Source organism: Bradyrhizobium sp. CCGUVB4N (assembly GCF_024199945.1).
Classification (GTDB): Bacteria; Pseudomonadota; Alphaproteobacteria; order Rhizobiales; family Xanthobacteraceae; genus Bradyrhizobium.
In genome coordinates this window covers 3,349,703-3,367,338 of the sequence record NZ_JANADP010000001.1, presented here as the reverse complement: position 1 = coordinate 3,367,338, position 17,636 = coordinate 3,349,703, and the positions used below count along the sequence as shown (strand labels likewise).

Sequence of the window (17,636 nt, the reverse complement as noted above, 5' to 3'; positions counted from 1 at the left end):
CTAGTGGTCCCGTAGTTTGGCCGTCAGGGCCGCAAGGCCCCGGTGCAGCGCGACCCGCACGGCACCTTCGCTCATCGAGAATTTCGTCGCCGTATCCTTGATCGAGGCGCTGTCGACGGCGATCGACTGCAACACGTCGCGCTGGCGCTGCGGCAGCGTATTGAGCTGCGCGGTGACCTCGCCTGCCGAGGCCGTCTCCTGCGGCGTCTCGCCGGGCAGCGTTTCGGCGAAATCGTCGATGTTGACGAACACACGCCGGCCGCGACGCCGGAGCGCATCGATCAGCTTGTTGCGCGCGATCGCGAACAGCCAGGGGGCGAAGGGCGCTTCGCTATCCCAGGTGTGCCGCTTCAGATGCACCGCCAACAAAATCTCCTGCACGATATCCTCGGCCTGATCGGGAGGCTGCCCGGCCCTGGCCAGGCCGCGCCTTGCGGCAGCGCGCAGCACCGGCGTGACCGCCTTCAACAGGCGATGATACGCCGCATCATCGCCTGCCATGGCCGACCGCATCAGGTCGGTCCACTCGTCCTCACGTCCGCGCACGCGCGCCCCTCACCATTGCAATTCGGCCGCTCTTTCAATTTGTTACGTCGGGGCCTACTTGATCACAAAGTCGTGATCAAGACTGACCCTGCCCCGAAGCAGCCGCAGAAAGCTCTCGCAGGGCTCATAACACCGATCGGTCCGTGCCGCACCCGGCGGGCCTATGCACCGGACAAGGTTTGCCCCGGTTTTGCCCGGTGTGGCCCGAAGATTCCCATATTTTGCCCCGTTGTCGTCATGGGCCGGGGTCTCTGTTCGCCCCGGGACGGGCGAATTGGGGAGATCATCAACATGATGAAAGCCAGCGGACACGCGGCATTGGTCGCTCTGACCGGACTATTTCTGCTGTTTGGAGCCTCAGTGCAGGCCGCACCGAGCGCTGCGAGCACGAATCCGGACGGCGCAAGCAAACAGGCCGATGTGGTCAAGCCGAGCAAGCAGCGACGCCATTCGTCGCGCCGCCACACCGACAGCAAGACGACGCAGAAATCCGACGACAAGACTGACAAGGCGGATGCCACGCCGCAGGCCGACGGGACCAAGGTCAGCAGCAAGGCCGCGACCGACGTCCCGGCCTCGAGCCAGATGCCGCCGGAAGTCGCCAATGCGAACGCGCAGCTCGCCGCCGCGGACACGCCGACTGCGGCCGCAGCCTCGGCGATGACGGGCCGCGCCAACGACAATGTGCAAGCAGCGACCGACACGAACGCTGCCCCCAATGCCGAGAACCAGGTGGTCGCGCCCGACCAGCTCAACGATCTCGATCGCGCCCTGCCACAGGACAACCCGCCCGTGCAGAAGGCGGTGGTCGCCGCAACCGACGCGCAGCCGCGTCCTGCGCCGATGATGGCGAGCAGCCAGCCGAGCTCGGCCTGGGACCAGAGCTCGCTGATCGGCAAGATCTTCATCGGCGTCGGCACGCTGCTGACACTGGCCTCCGCCGCCCGCATGTTCATGGCTTAGGTCTTGGCCTAACGCCCCGTCTCGGGGCGCGCTGCGCGCGCGTCCCGGCCGCTTTTGGACCCCTTGAAGCCCACCCCGCCAGCGGGCACATTGCCCGCCCAATCAAACGCGTGGGTGGACCATGAGCACGTTCGAACACATCATCGTCGAAAGCAAAGGCGCGGTCGGCATCATCAAGCTGAACCGGCCGAAGATGCTCAACGCGCTCTCCTTCGGCGTGTTTCGCGAGATTGCTGCCGCCGTCGACGATCTCGAAGCCGATGACGCCATCGGCTGCATCGTCGTGACCGGCAGCGAGAAGGCCTTTGCCGCCGGCGCCGACATCAAGGAGATGCAGCCGAAAGGCTTCATCGACATGTTCTCCGAGGACTTTGCCGCGATCGGCGGCGACCGCGTCGCGCGCTGCCGCAAGCCGACCATTGCGGCTGTCGCCGGCTATGCCCTCGGCGGCGGCTGCGAACTCGCCATGATGTGCGACTTCATCATTGCTGCCGACACCGCCAAATTCGGCCAGCCCGAGATCACGCTCGGCACCATCCCCGGCATCGGCGGCACCCAGCGCCTCACGCGCGCGATCGGTAAGTCCAAGGCGATGGATCTCTGCCTCACCGGCCGCATGATGGATGCGGCGGAAGCCGAACGCAGCGGCCTCGTCAGCCGCATCGTGCCGGCCGACAAGTTGATCGAGGAGACCATGGCGGCCGCGGAGAAGATCGCCTCCATGTCACGTCCTGCCGTTGCGATGGCCAAGGAAGCAGTCAACCGCGCTTTCGAGACCACGCTCGCCGAAGGCATGAGCGTCGAACGCAATCTGTTTCACTCGACCTTCGCACTCGAAGACCGCTCCGAAGGCATGGCCGCGTTCATCGAGAAGCGCAAGCCGGTGAACAAGAACCGGTAAGAGCTAGCTGGCGCGGCTCTGCACCAGGGCCGCGCCGACGAGCGCGCGGTAGAAGCGCTCGGCCCAGGTTTTTGGGCGATCGAGGCCGAGGCGTGCGAGACACGCCTGATCCGCCGCATCAGGTTTCTGCGTCAAGCCTTGCCACAACAGGCCCGCCAGTGCGCGCGATGAATGCTGCGCGCCCTGCAGGATTTCCAGCGCCGGAATGAGGCGCTGCTCGACCTCGGTGAAATCGCAGCCGAACGGAAACGACGGCAACAGCCCGGCCTCGCGCGCGGGCTTGAGTGCTGCCGCGATCCGCTCCGGATGGTTTTCACGATGGACCGCCGGGATATCGTAGCCCCGCGGCAGTTTGCCGGCCTCCTTCGCCACCCGCACCAGCTCTTCCTGGAAGCGCGAGTCAGCAATCTCGAGCATGGCCGCGATCACATCGGCGTCCGACTTTCCCCTGAGATCGGCAACACCGTATTCGGTGACGAAGACATCGCGCAGATGACGCGGGATGGTCTCGTGCCCGTAGTGCCAAAGGATGTTGGATTTCAGCGCGCCGCCGGTCTGCCGCGTGGCCTCGAGCGTCAGGACCGATCGCGCTGCGTTCAGGGCAAAAGCCTGCGCCACGAAATTGTACTGTCCGCCGACGCCGCTCACGACCTGGCCGTCGTCGAGGCCGTCGGACACGGCTGCGCCCAGAAGCGTCGCCATCATCGTGACGTTGATGAAGCGTGCGTCGATGCGGGCGCGACGCTTCTGGTCCTCATCGCCGTAGAGTTCGTTCGTGAACGACACCGGCATCATCTGGACGCGTGCGATCAACTCCGGCGGCATCTCGCGCAGCGCGCGATAGAACGACTTTGGACCGAGGAAGAAGGCACCGTGCAGCACCACGCCGTCGACGGCGCGCTTGAGAATGCCGGCGTCGATCAGGCCGATGAACGCCTCGGTGACCATCTCGCTGACGCCGTAAAGGCCCGCCTCGAAGGCACCGGCCTCCTGCGCGACGGCTGGTCGCGCCGGAGACAGCCGTGTGACGACATGATGAAAGGCCGCACTGTCGCGATGGCGCAGGATCAGGCCCTGCGCCAGCGCATCGCCGACCTGTCCGATGCCGATTTGCAGCGTGCCGCCGTCGCGCACGAGAGCGGCCGCATTCAGGCCGATCGCGTATTTGGTATCGGAGATCGGCGCCGACGGCGGCGCGAACAGGGGAAAGTCGGTCGCCGCGCTGTCCAGCACGGCGCAAACCTCCTCGGCCGGAAGATCGCCCTCGCCCGGCATGAACGGCAGCTCGGAATTCACCTGTGCGATCAGCTTGAACGACGCGCGTCCGGCGCGACGCTCGCGCAGCACGTCCAGCGTCGTGTCGGTGTTGCAGGACAGGCTGTAGCGCGGCACGCCATCGACGACGCGTTTGGCGACCAGCTGCGTCACCACGTTCATCCCGCGCGCCAGCAGATAGCTCGCCGCGTGGGTATAGTTGGCCGAGATGTAATTCTGCTGTGCGGCCGGCACATGCAGCCAGCGTCCGGCAAGAAAGAAGAACTCGACCACGCTGATATTGGGCGGCAGCCGATTCGCGCGCAGCGCATCGGCATAGGCCAGGTCGGGATACCCTCCAAACAGGCGGTCGATGACAGGCGTGATGAAGCGGCTTTCGATCAGGGCCTTCGGCTTCGGCTTCTCCAGCGTCAGCGCCGACAGCAATGTCAGCTTGATGTAAGGATCGGCGCAGGCCCGCGCGTAAAGGGCATTGACCACGTGATTGGCCTTGCCGAGGCCGAGCGGCAGACCGACCACCAGATCGGTTCCAACCTCGCGAATGATCTCCTCCGCGAGCGCATCGGGATCGGAGAAGAATTTCGGCATCATCCGTGGGTCCGGACCGCATGGCAAAGGCGCCCGACGGAATTGGAAGGCGCCATGGGTCCCCTATAGCGCATTCGAGGCGGAATCGCTGTGTGACGCACCTGCAACAAGCACGGATTTCATGGGGGTTTCCTCCGCGGCAGTTTGCCTGCGGGACCGGCGCTGGGTAAACAGTTAAGAGAGCCGCCGTCGGCGGGGGCGGACAGCCGGGGTTTTGCGGGATTACATGATTGGGCGTGCCGCCAGAGCTGGCCGCGTGATGACGCGGCGTCGATCGGGCGTGGGTCCTGTCCTGGCGGCATGGACCACGGTCGCGTTGTGTTGCGCCCTACCCGCCGCGGCCTGCGCGGAGGCCCTGCCGGAGGCGCTGGTCAAGGCCTACCAGACCAACCCCCAACTCAATGCCGAGCGCGCAAGGCAGCGCGCCACCGACGAGAACGTGCCGCAGGCGCTGGCTGGCTACCGGCCGCAGATCGTGGCGAGCCTCAGCGCCGGCCTGCAGGCGGTGCGCAACCTGCTTCCGGACAACACCATCCAGACCGCGACGCTGAAGCCCTGGACCATCGGGGTCACGGTGTCGCAGACCCTGTTCAACGGCTTCCGCACCGCCAACAACGTGCGGGTCGCGGAACTCCAGGTGCAGTCCGGCCGCGAGGCGCTGCGCAATGTCGGCCAGGGCGTGCTGCTCGACGCCGTCACCGCCTACACCAACGTGCTGGCCAACCAGTCGCTGGTCGAGGCGCAACGCTCCAACGTCGCCTTCCTGCGCGAGACGCTCGCCATCACCCAGCGCCGACTCAATGCCGGCGACGTCACCCCGACCGACAGCGCCCAGGCCGAGGCGCGCCTCAACCGCGGCCTTGCCGACCTCAATGCCGCGGAAGTCGCGCTTGCGGTGAGCCAGGCGACCTATTCCCAGGTGATCGGCAATGCGCCCTCGGCGCTCCGCCCTGCCGAGGTGGTCGATCGTTATCTGCCGAAGACCCGCGAAGATTCGATCGCTATGTCGATCCGCGAGCACCCGGCGGTGATGGCCGCAAGCTTCGACGTCGACGTCGCGTCCACAAATATCCGCGTCGCCGAAGGTGCGCTGTTGCCGAGCGCCAGCCTCCAGGGCAGCGTCAGCCGCAGCCGCGACGCCGACCAGACGCTCGGCACCTTCGCCACCGACCAGGCCTCGATCGTCGCCAACGTCACCGCACCGATCTATGACGGCGGCCAGGCCGCCTCGCAGACCCGGCAGGCCAAGGAAGTCACGGCGCAGAGCCGGCTCGTGCTCGACCAGGTACGCAACCAGGCGCGCACCGCAGCGGTCAGCGCCTGGGTCGCCAATGAAGGCGCCAAGATCGCAGTCTCGGCCTCGGAATCCGAAGTGAAAGCCGCAACCGTCGCGCTCCAGGGCGTGCAGCGCGAGGCCGCCGGCGGACAGCGCACCACCGTCGACGTGCTGAACTCGCAGGCCGATCTGATCCAGGCCAGGGCCCGACTGATCGGCGCGCTGCGCGACCGCGTCATCGCCTCCTACACGCTGCTCAGCGCCGTCGGTCATCTCGACGTCAAGACGCTGAGCCTGAACACCCCGGACTATCTGCCCGAGGTGCACTACCAGCAGGTCCGCGACGCCTGGCACGGCCTGCGCACGCCGTCGGGGCAATAGTCGCTCGCGAGCCGATCGGGTTCAGACCCACCTCGGCCTTGGGTCGTCTCGGCGCGCCACGCCGATCCTTTTGACATTTTGTAGCCCATGGGCTACAGTGGTCCCACCATGATCGAGGTGAGACAAACGGAGCGCTTTTCAGCGTGGCTGAACCGTCTCAAAGATGCCAATGCGGTTGCTCGCATCGCTGCCCGCATTCGCCGCATGGAGATGGGCAACCCCGGTGACAGCAAGAGCGTCGGCCGCAATGTCCGGGAAATGCGCATCGACCATGGTCCGGGCTACCGGGTTTACTATGTACAGCGCGGAACGCAGGTCGTGATCCTGTTGTGTGGTGGGGACAAACGCACACAACGGCAGGACATCGAGCAAGCCCAGAAGCTGGCGGAGACAGTGTGATGCCCAAGGCGACGCCCAAAGCCGCAGCCAAGACGACCACCAAGACAACGCGCTTCGATGCCGCCGACTACCTCAACACCGAGGAGCGTCAGGCCGCTTATATTGCAGCTGCCTTGGAAACCGGCGATGCGGATTTCGTGCGTGACGCGCTTGGCCTCGTTGCACGGGCGCGCGGCATGAGCGAGATCGCGAAGAAAGCCGGCTTGAACCGCGAAAGCCTGTACAAGGCGCTCGGAGAGGCGGGAAATCCCGAGTTCGGGACCGTCATGCGCATTGTCGGGGCGTTGGGCCTGACCTTGTCCGCACAGCCCGCGACGAGCGGCCGGCCCGCGAAGCGCCGCCGGGTCGCCTAGAGCTCGTCTGGCATTCCGGAATATGAACATGAAGAGCCGCCGCATCCATCTGATGGGAGCTTCGGGCTCCGGCGTGACGACGCTCGGCCGCGCGCTTGCGGGCCGGCTGGCGCTGCCGCATCACGACAGTGACGATTATTTCTGGCTGCCGACTGCTCCACCCTACCAGACGACACGCCCTGCCGCCGATCGGCTGCGCCTGATGCGCGAGATGTTTCTGCCGCGGCTCGATTGGGTGCTGAGCGGAACCGTCACCGGCTGGGGCAACGAGCTCGTCCCGTTCTTCGATGTCGTCATCTTCGTGTCAACGCCGAGCGAGCTTCGCCTGCGGCGACTGCGTGCGCGCGAAGCTGCTCATTTCGGTGCCGATGCTGTCGCGCCCGGAGGCTGGCGTCACGCGGAGATGGAGGCGTTCGTCGACTGGGCCTCGCACTACGAAGCCGGTGATCGCGACGGCCGCAGTCTCGCAAAAGATGAGACGTGGCTCGCGGATCTGCCCTGCCCGGTCGTTCGCCTCGACGGCGCACGTCCGCTTGCGGAACTGGTCGAGCAGCTATGCAGCGAATTGGCGGGACTGCCCGGCTGATGTGATATCGTGCGCGCGCCTTCCCCGCCGCCGGAGCAGCCATGACCGACACAGTTTACGCGCGCGCAGCGCAACCCGCGACGCCGATCAATTTCGACGTGCCGGCCCATGCCTGCGACTGTCACACCCATATCCATGGCGATGTCGCGACATTTCCGTTCTTCACGGGGCGCGTTTACACGCCGGGACCGGCAAGCCCCGAGGAAATGGCGGCGCTGCACAAGGCGCTGCATATCGAGCGCGTCGTGATCGTCACGCCGAGCGTCTACGGCACCGACAATTCCTCCAGCCTGTTCGGAATGAAGGCCCGCGGCGCTACTGCGCGCGGGGTAGCCGTGATCGATGACAAGACCACGGAAGCCGAGCTCGACGCGATGCATGCGGCCGGCTTCCGCGGCATCCGCATCAATCTGGCGACTGACGGCGTCAACAATCCCGATGTCGGCCGCGCCCGCTTCACCGCCGCCGTCGGGCGCATGACGGCGCGCGGCTGGCATGTGCAGCTCTACACCACGCCGTCGATGATCTCCGCGATCCGGGATCTCGTGCTGGCCTCACCGGTGCCTGCGGTGTTCGACCATTTTGGCGGGCTCGAGGCCTCGCTCGGACTGGAGCAGCCGGGCTTTGCCGACCTCGTCGCTTTGGTCAAATCCGGAAAAGCCTATGTGAAGATTTCAGGCGCCTATCGCTCGTCGAACCTCGCGCCCGATTATCAGGACATGCTGCCCTATGCGCGCGCACTGATCGCCGCGAACCCGGACCGCATCGTCTGGGGCACCGACTGGCCGCATCCGGATTCGGCGCAAGTCGATGGTCGCAAGGCCACTGACATCGCACCCTTCCACGCCATCGACGATGGCCGGCTGCTCAACCAGCTTCCGCTCTGGGCGCCGGATGCCGATGTACGCAGGAAAATCCTGGTCGACAATCCGGCGCGACTCTACGGCTTCTGAGTCGCGGCATCTTCAATAAGGTTCAAACAAAATGCGACGCTGTTCCATGTCGGGTGATGGAACTGTTGTCACGCGAGCACAACGGCGCTGACTCACACGTTCGTGTTTGCGCTCTCGTCTGCTTTTCAGCCTTCCGGTTGAGGCGACGATTCAATTTCGCGGCTACGCACACGCACAGATTTCATTTGATCGTGCGGATGCATGCCCTTATCGCATTTTCTTGCCGCGCTTTTTTCCGGCATCGGAATTGGTTTCACCGTCGCGGCTCCGATTGGGCCCATGGGCATGCTGTGCATTCAGCGCACATTGGCGTCGGGCATGGCCACAGGCCTCGCCACCGGCTTCGGCGCGGCGACCGTGCATCTCACCTACAGCGCCTTCGCGGTCCTGGGATTGGGCGCGCTTGCGCAGCCCTGGGTCGAGGCGAATGCCGTTATCTTCGGCGTCGTCTCGGCGCTGACGCTGCTGTGGTTCGCGCTTCGCACCCACCGGTGCTCCATCGTGCTGCAGGACGAAGGTGAGATCGACCGCGTGCGCCTCGCCCGCGCCTATCTCAGCGCCATCGCGCTCGGGCTGACCAATCCGTTGACGGTCATCCTGTTTCTCGCAGCGCTGCACGCGTTCTCCACGCAGGCCGCAGCTGCACCGATGATCGCGGGCGTGTTCGTCGGCTCTGCGGTGTGGTGGATGATCCTCAGCACGATCGTCGCCACCGCGCGCTCGCGGCTGACGCCGCGGATGCTGTCATTGAGCAGCCGATTCGCGAGCCTGATGCTGCTCGGGCTCGGCACCACGATGCTGCTGCGGATCGCGCAGCGCGCGTTGGGCTAGCTCGCGCGTCAGCGCGCGCGGCGGGAGAAGAAGGAGATCAGCACCGGCAACGTCACCAGGATCACGATCGGCGCCAGCAGCATGCCGGTGACGACGACGACCGCGAGCGGCTTCTGCACCTGCGAGCCGATGCCCGCCGACAGCGCGGCCGGCAGCAGACCGACGCCGGCGACGACGCATGTCATCAGCACGGGGCGAAGCTGCAATTCGCCGGTGCGGATCACCGCGCTCACGCGGTCCATGCCTTCGTCGATCAGCTGATTGAACTGCGACAGGATGATGATGCCGTCCATCACCGCGATACCGAACAGGGCGATGAACCCGATCGCGGCCGAGACGCTGAAGGCGGTGCCGGTGATCAGCAGGCCGAGCACGCCACCGAAGATCGCCATCGGGATCACGCTCATGGCGAGCAGGGTGTCGGTCATCGAGCCGAAATTGAACCAGAGCAGGATGCCGATCAGCGCCAGCGAGATCGGCACCACGATCGACAGCCGCCGGATCGCGTCCTGGAGATTGCCGAACTCGCCGACCCATTCCATGTGCGAGCCGGGCGGCAGCTGCACCTGGTCGGCGATCTTCTGCTGGGCCTCGCGGATGGCACTGCCGAGATCGCGCTCGCGGACCGAGAACTTGATCGGCAGATAGCGTTCCTGCTGCTCGCGGTAGATGTACGCTGCGCCGGAAACGAGGCTGATCGAGGCAACTTCGCTGAGCGGAATCTGGGTGACGGAGCCGTTCGGCCCGGGCGCACCGATCCGAATGTTCTGGATCGCCTCGGCGCTGCGGCGATATTCCGGCGCAAGGCGAACGATGATCGGGAAGTGGCGGTCGGAGCCGGGCTCGTAGATGTCGCCCGCGGAGTCGCCGCCGATCGCGACCTTGATGGTGGCGTTGATGTCGCCGGGGGCGAGCCCGTAGCGCGCGGCCTTGGCGCGGTCGATGTCGATCTGCACCGTCGGCTGCCCGAGCGAGGTGAAGACCGCGAGGTCGGTCACGCCCTGCACGGTCGCGAGCACCGACTTGATCTTGTTGGCGGTGTCGGTCAGCGCCTGGAGATCGCTGCCGAACAGCTTGATCGAGTTCTCGCCCTTTACACCGGAGACGGCTTCGGAGACGTTGTCCTGGAGATATTGCGAGAAGTTGAACTCGACGCCGGGGAAACGGTCGTCGAGCTGCTTGAGCAGCTCCGCGGTCAGCTCCTCCTTGTCATGCGTGCCGGGCCACTGGCTCGCGGGCTTCAGCGGCGCGAAGAACTCGGCGTTGAAGAAGCCGGCGGCGTCGGTGCCGTCGTCGGGACGGCCGTGCTGCGACACCACGGATTCGACCTCGGGCCGGGCGCGGATCAGCTTGCGCATCTCGTTGACGTAGGAGTTGCCCTCCTGGAGCGAGATGGTCGGCGGCAGCGTGGCGCGAATCCAGAGATTGCCCTCTTCCAGCTTGGGCAGGAATTCGAGGCCGAGCAGCCGGCCGAGCGCGACCGTCATCAGCACGAGGCCGACCGAGGCGCCGAGCATGATGGCGCGGTTGGCGACAGCCCAATTCAGAACCGGCATGTAGATCCGATGCAGGATCTGCATCACCCTGGTCTCGGTCTCCTCGACATGGGCCGGCAGGATGATCGCGGAGAGCGCCGGCGTCACGGTGAAGGTCGCGAGCAGGCCGCCGGCGAGCGCGTAGGCATAGGTACGCGCCATCGGTCCGAAAATGTTACCTTCGACACCCGACAGCGTGAACAGCGGCAGGAACGCCGCGATGATGATCGCGGCGGCAAAGAAGATCGAGCGCGAGACGTCGGCCGCGGCGCTGAGGATGGCGTGGCTCTTCATGCCGAACAGCGTCTCGGGCGACATCTGCTCGGATTCCGTCGGCGGCGTGGTTTGCGTCAGGCGGCGGAAGATCGCCTCCACCATGATGACGGTGGCATCCACGATCAGGCCGAAATCGATGGCACCGACCGACAGCAGGTTTGCCGATTCCCCGCGCAGCACCAGAATGATCACGGCAAAGAACAGCGCGAACGGAATCGTGGCGCCGACGATCAGCGCGCTGCGCAGATCGCCGAGGAAGATCCACTGCAGCAGCACGATCAGGAGGATGCCGACCACCATGTTGTGCAGCACGGTGTGGGTGGTGAGCTCGATCAGGTCGCCGCGGTCATAGATGCGCTCGATGCGCACACCGGGCGGCAAGATGCTCGACTCGTTGATGGTTTGAACGAGCTGGTGGACGCGCTTGATGGTCGGCGAGCTCTGCTCGCCGCGGCGCATCAGGACGATGCCTTGCACGATATCGTCGGAATCGTCGATGCCGGCGATGCCAAGACGCGGCTTCTGGCCGATCGTGACGGTGGCGACGTCCTTGACCAGCACCGGATTGCCGTTGGTCTGGGCGATCATGGTGTTGGCAAGGTCGTCGATCGACTTGATCAGGCCGACGCCGCGCACCACGGCCGATTGCTGGCCGATATTGACGGTGTTGCCGCCGACATTGACGTTGGAATTGCTGACCGCCTGGAGCAGTTGCGGCAGCGTCAGGCCGTTGGCGACCAGCTTGTTGTTGTCGACCTGGAGCTCATAGGTCTTGCTCTTGCCACCCCACCCGGTCACGTCGATCACGCCGGGCACGGAACGGAAGCGGCGCTGCAGGATCCAGTCCTGGATGGTCTTGAGGTCGAGCACGCTGTAGTTCGGCGGGCCGACCAGCCGATAGCGGAAGATTTCGCCGATCGGGCTCAGCGGCGAGATCTGCGGCTGCACGTTGCCCGGCAGCGGCGCGAGTTGCGCCAGGCGGTTCAGGACCTGCTGCAACGCCTCGTCATAGGTGTAGGCGAACGAGAACTGCAGTTTGACGTCGGAGAGGCCGTAGAGCGAGATGGTGCGGATGGTCGTGAGGTTCTTCAGGCCCGCGACCTGCGTCTCGATCGGGATCGTGATGTAGCGCTCGATCTCTTCCGCCGACAGGCCCGGGCTCTGCGTGACGATGTCGACCATCGGCGGGGTCGGATCGGGATAGGCCTCGATGTTGAGCTGGTTGAACGCAATCAGGCCGCCGATGAACACGGCGACGAACATGCCGACCATCAGGAAGCGCCGGTGGACGGCTAGGGCGACGAGACGATCCATTCAGTTTTTTTCGCAGTTTCGTGGGGCTCGTCGATCAGCTACCGGACGCCGCGCGGTCGATGAACAGACTGCCTTTGACGACGATCCGTTCGCCGGGCTTCAGGTTGCTGGTCACCTCGACGAGGTTGCCATTGATGAGGCCGATCTTGATCTGGCGGAGCTCGACCGATTTGTCGTCACGCGCGACCCAGATGCGCACCTGGTCGCCTTCGTAGATCAGCGCCTGCTTCGGCACCGCAGGCGCCGCGCGGTCGCCGGCCGAATAGATCGTGACATTGGCGAACATTTCCGGCTTGAGCAGGCCATCCTTGTTATCGATGGTGGCGCGGACCAGCAGGCGGCGGGTATTGGGATCGATCGCGGCGGCGACATAGTTGATCTTGGCGGTCAGCGGACGGCCCGGCAGCGCCATGACGTTGACGTTGATGTCCTGCCCGATGCTGACCTGAGCAGCGTCGCTCTCGCGCACGAAGGCGGTGAGCCAGACGGTGGAGAGATCACCGATCACGAAAACCGGGTCGCTGGCGCCGGCGCTGACATATTGCCCGGGGCCGATCTTGCGCTGCACGACCGTGCCCGCGATCGGCGCATAGATCGTGATCTCCGGATTGATGGTGCTCTTGGTCTGGAACGCCTTGATCGTCTCGTCGGTGAAGCCGAGGATGCGCAGCTTGTTGTTTGCGGCCTCGAGCGCCGTCACCGCGGAGCGCATGTCGTTCTGCGCCTGGACCTGGGTGGCCTCCGCCTGCTGATAATCCTTGAGCGGAATGGCGCGGCCTTCGTAGAGATCCTTGGCGCGCCGGTACTGGATGTCGGCAAGCTCGAGCGCCGACTTCGCCTTGTTCTGCGACGTCATCGCCGCGATGAAATCGTTCTGGGCCTGCACGGTGTCGGCGGCCTCGATTGTGAACAGCGGTTGACCTTGGGTCACGCTCTCGCCCGGCTTGGCGAGCAGCTTGGTCACCCGGCCCGCATAAGGCGAGAACACCGGTGTCGAGCGGTCTTCATCGACCGCGACCTTGCCTTCGGTGACGTACTCGGCGCGGAAGGCCTTGGCATTGACCGGCTCGATCGTCAGCGTCGCCCATTCGGACGGCGTCGGCGTGAAATTCTGGGCGTTCCTGCGCGACTGGCTGGAGACTTCGGAGTGGTTCTTGTCCTTGACGCCCGCATAGAGAAACCCGTAGGCGCCGGCCCCGGCAAGCGCCAGTAAAACTACGGATACGATCATCCGTTGTTTTGTAAGCACCTGCAAACGCTTGGTATTTTCAACTACCATGGGGCCCGGTCTTGTCTGCGACGATCTCGGCAGACGGCTGCCTCATCGGTCGCGCTAATAGTGCCGAATTGGGATTGCAAACAACCTAAAAAACGCTGGCCGTCCTTCGGTTTGCGTTAAAATTTTGCGACACGTCAGCTTCACGTCAGCTTCAGCCCGGCCATTGCGGCGGATGGCTGCCGAGCGGCATCGCCGGACGGCTCCATTGCGCCGGCGTCCGCGACAGCACAGCCGAATGGCGCACCGCCTTCAACGTGCCGAAGCCAGATGACACCGTTTCCATGAACGCAGCATGTACGGCCTCACCCGTAAGATCCGGGGTATCGAGACCGCCTTCGAGCCGACCGAGATTCCACAGCCAGCGTCCGGTCTGCGCCAGCGACACGCGCACGTGCCAGCTGCCGCCTTCACGGGCCTGGCGCGCCTTGGCCATCATCGCGCCGAACGCCATCAGATAGCCGGTCGCGTGATCGAGCATCTGCGCCGGCAATTCCTTCGGACCGTCGATGCCGGCGGCCTTGCCTTCCGCATCGTTGAAGCCGGTCGTCGTCTGCACCAGCGAATCGAAGCCGCGCCGCTCGGCCCAGGGGCCGGCATGGCCGTAAGCCGACAGCGTGACGTAGACGATGCCGGGATTGATCTCCGCGGCCTGCTCCGGCGAGAAGCCAAGAGCGGCGAGCGCGCGCGGGCGATAGCCTTGCGAGACGATGTCGGCGTCCTGCAACAGCGCGCGCATCTGCGCCTGGCCCGCCTCGCTCTTCAGCGCGATGAAGGTGGTGAGCTTGCCGCGGCCGGTGTCGATGGTGAGCCAGGGAATCGCGGGCAGGTCCGGCCCCGAGACCAGCAGCACATCGGCGCCGTGCGCAGCGAGCGTGCGGCCGGCGACGGGACCGGCGATGACGCGGGAGAGATCGAGCACACGCAGGCCTGCGAGCGGGCGATCGCCTTTGGACCAAAGCTTGGGCGGAGCATCGCCGATCTTCTCGATCGAGATCAGCGGCAGCTCGGCCAGCGCGCGCGCCTGCGGCAGCGCCGACCATTCGTCGTAGGAGCGCATCAGCGCGACGACGCCGCCGGCGGCATAGGCGGCCGTCTCGAAATCCTCGCCCTTCCATTGCATCAGCGCGGCCTGCACCTTCTCGCGCTCGGGCACACAGCCAAGCACTTTGCAGACGGCGTCGCGATGATGCGGAAAATTGGTGTGGCAGCGCACGAAACGGTTGTCGCCGGTCTTGTAGACGCCGGCGATGGCGTCCCAGGCCGGAGGCGGCGGCTTGTCGTCGAGGCGCAGATAGCGCTCGGAACGGCATTCGACGACGGCGTGACGCATGTCGACGGTCACATCCTGCGCCTCGCCGCTGCGTTGCCGCCAGATCTCGGCGGCGGCAAGGCCGGCAGCGGCGATCGTCGTTTGTCCGGCGACGGCGACACGGAACGAGGACGGTATCTGCGGCTCGTCGCCGGCCAGGCGCACGCGCTCAAGGGCCGCGACATCGCCTCCGGCAGAGGTCCAGATATCCCTGAGAATGTCGGCAGGGCTTTGCATGGCCTCTTCTCTCCCCTAGGAGCCTGTCCGAGTAGTCCCTGTTCAATTGGGTGGGTTTCTGATTCTATTGGCGGCGATGAGCAAGTATTTTCGCCTCTGGAAGATTGATCAGCCGCAGCTTCTGCCGCCCAGCGTGCAGGATTTCGTACCAAGGGACCACTTGTCACGGTTCATCGTGGAACTGGTGCGGGAGAGCCTCGACCTCACCGAGATTAGCGGCAGCTACACGAGTGCGCTCGGCCAGCCGCCGTTCGATCCGCGCCTGATGGTGGGGCTGCTGCTCAACGGCTATGCGAGCGGCATCTACTCCTCCCGGCGCATCGCCAAGGCGTGCATCGAGCGCGCTGACTTCATGATGATCGCAGCCCTCGATGCGCCGGACTTCCGCACCATCTCCGAGTTCCGCAAGCGGCACCTCAACCAGCTGGCCGGGCTATTCGTGCAGGTGTTGAAGCTCGCCGAGAAGGCTGGGCTGGTACGGCTTGGGCATGTCGCGCTCGATGGCACCAAGATCAGGGCGAATGCGTCCAAACACAAGGCGATGAGCTATGGACACATGAAGAAGCGCCAAGCCGAACTGCAGGCCGAGGTCGATCGCTGGCTGGCCGCCGCCGAGGCCGCGGATGCCGAAGACGACAAGCTGCACGGCACCAAACGTGGCGACGAACTGCCCGACTGGGTCGCCGACAAGCAGAAGCGGATCGCCAGGATCGCTGCGGCCAAGGCTGAGCTGGAGGCGGAGGCCAAGGCCGCGGCCGACGAGGAGCGTCGCATCGAGGCCGAGAAGCAGAAGAGCCGCGAGGCTGAGGGTCGCAAGAAGACCGGCAAGCCCGCCGCGCCGCCATCCGACGAGCCTGCCGCAAAGGCACAGCGCAACTTCACCGATCCTGAAAGCCGCATTCTCAAAACCAAGGACGGCTTCATCCAGGGTTATAACGCGCAGGCGGCCGTCGATGGCAAAGCGCAGATCATCGTTGCACACGGGCTGACGCCGAGCACGAGCGACCATGGCCAACTGGTGCCGCTGGTCGATGGCATCGAAGCCAATCTCGGCCACAAGCCACAACAAGCTTCCGCCGACAGCGGCTATCTGAGCGAGGCCAATCTTGCGAGCCTCGAGCAGCGCGGGATCGACGGCTACATCGCCACCGGACGCGCCAAGCGCCCCACCGCCGACAACGGCAAGGTCGGCGGACCGCTGACACAGGCGATGAGAAAAAAGATTGCCGATGGCGGCTTCGACACCCCCTACCGGCTAAGAAAGCAGATCGTGGAGGCGGTGTTCGGACAGATCAAGCAGGCACGCGGCTTCCGCCAGTTCCTGTTGCGGGGCCTGGCCAACGTGCGTGCCGAATGGGCGATGATCTGCACCGCCCACAACCTCGTGAAGCTCGCTAACCTCGCAAGGGCCGCATGAGCGGGATTCGTGTCAAAATGCGCCAACCAGAAAGATATCTGGACGGGCTCCTAGTTTTCGATGACCATTCACTAGCACATAAGGGAATGCAATGGCCGCCATCGATCCCCTCACCGCAGGCGCCGTGTTCGTCGCAACCGCGGCCACCGACGCAGTCTATGTGATGTTCACCTCGGCCGTGATTGCGCGCAAGCGCGTGCCGGCGGCGAACTGGAGCGCAGTCTGGTATCTGCTCTCCTCCTATGCCGTGATCAGCTACACCGAAAACGCGTTCTATGTCGCTTTCGCGGCGATCGGCTCCTGGGCCGGCGCTTACGCCTCGCTGACCTTCCTGCATCGTCCGCCCGGCGGCCCGCCGGTGGGGGCTGCGCCGGAGTGAGGGGAGGACTTTCTCCGCCTCCGCGGCTACACTCGTGACGACCAACAAAAAGGGAAGACCCAAACAATGGATCTCGGTCTCAAAGGAAAAAACGCCATCGTGCTCGGCGGCACGCGCGGCATCGGTCGGGCAATTGCGGCGACGCTGGCTGGTGAAGGCAGCAATGTTGCCGTGTGCGCGCGCAATGCGGAGCAAGTCGCCGCCGCCGTGGCCGAGCTGAAAGCCAGCGGCATCCGCGCCACCGGCGGCACGGTCGATGTCACCGACGGCGCGGCGCTGAAGGCGTGGGTCGAGGGCGCGGCAAAGGAGCTCGGCGGCATCGACCTGCTGTTCGCCAATGCCGGCGCGATGGCGCAAGGTCACGATCCCGCGTCATGGGAGCAGAATTTCCGGCTCGACGTGCTCGGCGCCGTGCATGCGTTCGACGCCGCGCGGCCGTTCCTCGAGACAAGCGGCGAGACGCGCGGCGATGCCGCCTTCGTCATCATCTCCTCGATCTCGGCGGCGCAGGCCGATCTCGCCAGCTCCTACGGCCCGATCAAGGCGGCGCTGATCCACATGGCCAAGGGACTGGCGCGGCAATACGCCAAGAAGAAGATCCGCGTGAATGTCGTGTCGCCCGGCACCGTCTACTTCAAGGGCGGCGTCTGGAATATGATCGAGCAGAACATGCCCGAGCGTTACAACGACGCGATGAAGCGTAATCCGACCGGGCGCATGGCGACGCCACAGGAAATCGCGAACGCCGCGGTGTTTCTGGCAAGCCCGGCCTCGTCGTTCACGACCGGCGCCAATCTGATCGTGGACGGCGCGATCTCGAACCGGGTGAATTTCTAGA

16 protein-coding genes are annotated in these 17,636 nt (G+C 65.2%); 11 read left to right on the top strand and 5 right to left on the bottom strand.

Annotated features, from left to right (window positions below; all coding sequences use genetic code 11):
* Complete coding sequence (locus NLM31_RS15175) at nucleotides 1-546, bottom strand: sigma-70 family RNA polymerase sigma factor (protein ID WP_254130135.1); 546 nt, start codon at nucleotides 544-546, stop codon at nucleotides 1-3.
* A gap of 291 nt (nucleotides 547-837) precedes the next feature.
* On the opposite strand from NLM31_RS15175, the gene NLM31_RS15170 reads away from it, so the two are divergent.
* Together NLM31_RS15170 and NLM31_RS15165 are read left to right on the top strand one after the other, a co-directional pair.
* Complete coding sequence (locus NLM31_RS15170) at nucleotides 838-1,509, top strand: hypothetical protein (RefSeq protein ID WP_254192742.1); 672 nt, start codon at nucleotides 838-840, stop codon at nucleotides 1,507-1,509.
* Between the two features lie 121 nt (nucleotides 1,510-1,630).
* A complete protein-coding gene (locus NLM31_RS15165; protein ID WP_254192741.1) occupies nucleotides 1,631-2,410 on the top strand; it encodes an enoyl-CoA hydratase in 780 nt (259 codons plus the stop codon).
* Between the two features lie 3 nt (nucleotides 2,411-2,413).
* Here NLM31_RS15165 and NLM31_RS15160 read toward each other — a convergent pair whose 3' ends face one another.
* Complete coding sequence (locus NLM31_RS15160) at nucleotides 2,414-4,273, bottom strand: acetyl-CoA hydrolase/transferase C-terminal domain-containing protein (RefSeq protein WP_254196188.1); 1,860 nt, start codon at nucleotides 4,271-4,273, stop codon at nucleotides 2,414-2,416.
* A 226-nt stretch (nucleotides 4,274-4,499) separates the two neighbouring features.
* Between NLM31_RS15160 and NLM31_RS15155 the strand changes: the two genes are divergently transcribed.
* The 6 genes from NLM31_RS15155 (at nucleotide 4,500) to NLM31_RS15130 (ending at nucleotide 9,052) form a co-directional block, all read left to right on the top strand.
* Nucleotides 4,500-5,930 carry a TolC family outer membrane protein gene (locus NLM31_RS15155; RefSeq protein WP_375167487.1) on the top strand — a complete coding sequence of 477 codons (1,431 nt, stop codon included), beginning with the start codon at nucleotides 4,500-4,502 and terminating at the stop codon, nucleotides 5,928-5,930.
* Between the two features lie 108 nt (nucleotides 5,931-6,038).
* The gene (locus tag NLM31_RS15150) at nucleotides 6,039-6,329 is read left to right on the top strand and encodes a type II toxin-antitoxin system RelE/ParE family toxin (RefSeq protein WP_254192739.1); all 291 of its coding nucleotides are present in this window, start codon (nucleotides 6,039-6,041) and stop codon (nucleotides 6,327-6,329) included.
* Nucleotides 6,329-6,682, top strand: a complete 354-nt coding sequence (locus NLM31_RS15145; protein WP_254192738.1) for an addiction module antidote protein — start codon at nucleotides 6,329-6,331, stop codon at nucleotides 6,680-6,682. The genes NLM31_RS15150 and NLM31_RS15145 overlap by 1 nt, the downstream gene beginning before the upstream one ends.
* A 28-nt stretch (nucleotides 6,683-6,710) precedes the next feature.
* Entirely contained in the window at nucleotides 6,711-7,268 is a 558-nt protein-coding gene (locus NLM31_RS15140; RefSeq protein WP_254192737.1) for a hypothetical protein, read from the top strand.
* A gap of 41 nt (nucleotides 7,269-7,309) precedes the next feature.
* Complete coding sequence (locus tag NLM31_RS15135; protein ID WP_254192736.1) at nucleotides 7,310-8,221, top strand: amidohydrolase family protein; 912 nt, start codon at nucleotides 7,310-7,312, stop codon at nucleotides 8,219-8,221.
* A 201-nt stretch (nucleotides 8,222-8,422) separates the two neighbouring features.
* On the top strand, nucleotides 8,423-9,052 hold the full coding sequence (locus NLM31_RS15130; RefSeq protein WP_254130127.1) for a LysE family translocator: 630 nt from the start codon (nucleotides 8,423-8,425) through the stop codon (nucleotides 9,050-9,052).
* A gap of 8 nt (nucleotides 9,053-9,060) precedes the next feature.
* Here the strand turns inward: NLM31_RS15130 and NLM31_RS15125 are convergent, their stop codons facing one another.
* The 3 genes from NLM31_RS15125 to NLM31_RS15115 form a co-directional block, all read right to left on the bottom strand.
* Nucleotides 9,061-12,177 carry an efflux RND transporter permease subunit gene (locus NLM31_RS15125; RefSeq protein ID WP_254130126.1) on the bottom strand — a complete coding sequence of 1,039 codons (3,117 nt, stop codon included), beginning with the start codon at nucleotides 12,175-12,177 and terminating at the stop codon, nucleotides 9,061-9,063.
* A gap of 34 nt (nucleotides 12,178-12,211) precedes the next feature.
* Nucleotides 12,212-13,456, bottom strand: coding sequence for an efflux RND transporter periplasmic adaptor subunit (locus NLM31_RS15120; RefSeq protein ID WP_254130125.1), 1,245 nt, complete (start codon nucleotides 13,454-13,456; stop codon nucleotides 12,212-12,214).
* 151 nt (nucleotides 13,457-13,607) lie between these two features.
* Nucleotides 13,608-15,002 carry a CoA transferase gene (locus NLM31_RS15115; protein WP_254192735.1) on the bottom strand — a complete coding sequence of 465 codons (1,395 nt, stop codon included), beginning with the start codon at nucleotides 15,000-15,002 and terminating at the stop codon, nucleotides 13,608-13,610.
* 76 nt (nucleotides 15,003-15,078) lie between these two features.
* On the opposite strand from NLM31_RS15115, the gene NLM31_RS15110 reads away from it, so the two are divergent.
* The 3 genes from NLM31_RS15110 (at nucleotide 15,079) to NLM31_RS15100 (ending at nucleotide 17,635) form a co-directional block, all read left to right on the top strand.
* A complete protein-coding gene (locus NLM31_RS15110) occupies nucleotides 15,079-16,419 on the top strand; it encodes an IS1182 family transposase (protein WP_254191428.1) in 1,341 nt (446 codons plus the stop codon).
* 91 nt (nucleotides 16,420-16,510) lie between these two features.
* Complete coding sequence (locus NLM31_RS15105) at nucleotides 16,511-16,798, top strand: hypothetical protein (RefSeq protein ID WP_254192734.1); 288 nt, start codon at nucleotides 16,511-16,513, stop codon at nucleotides 16,796-16,798.
* A gap of 66 nt (nucleotides 16,799-16,864) precedes the next feature.
* Nucleotides 16,865-17,635 carry an SDR family NAD(P)-dependent oxidoreductase gene (locus NLM31_RS15100; RefSeq protein ID WP_254192733.1) on the top strand — a complete coding sequence of 257 codons (771 nt, stop codon included), beginning with the start codon at nucleotides 16,865-16,867 and terminating at the stop codon, nucleotides 17,633-17,635.
* Nucleotide 17,636: the final 1 nt, after the last annotated feature.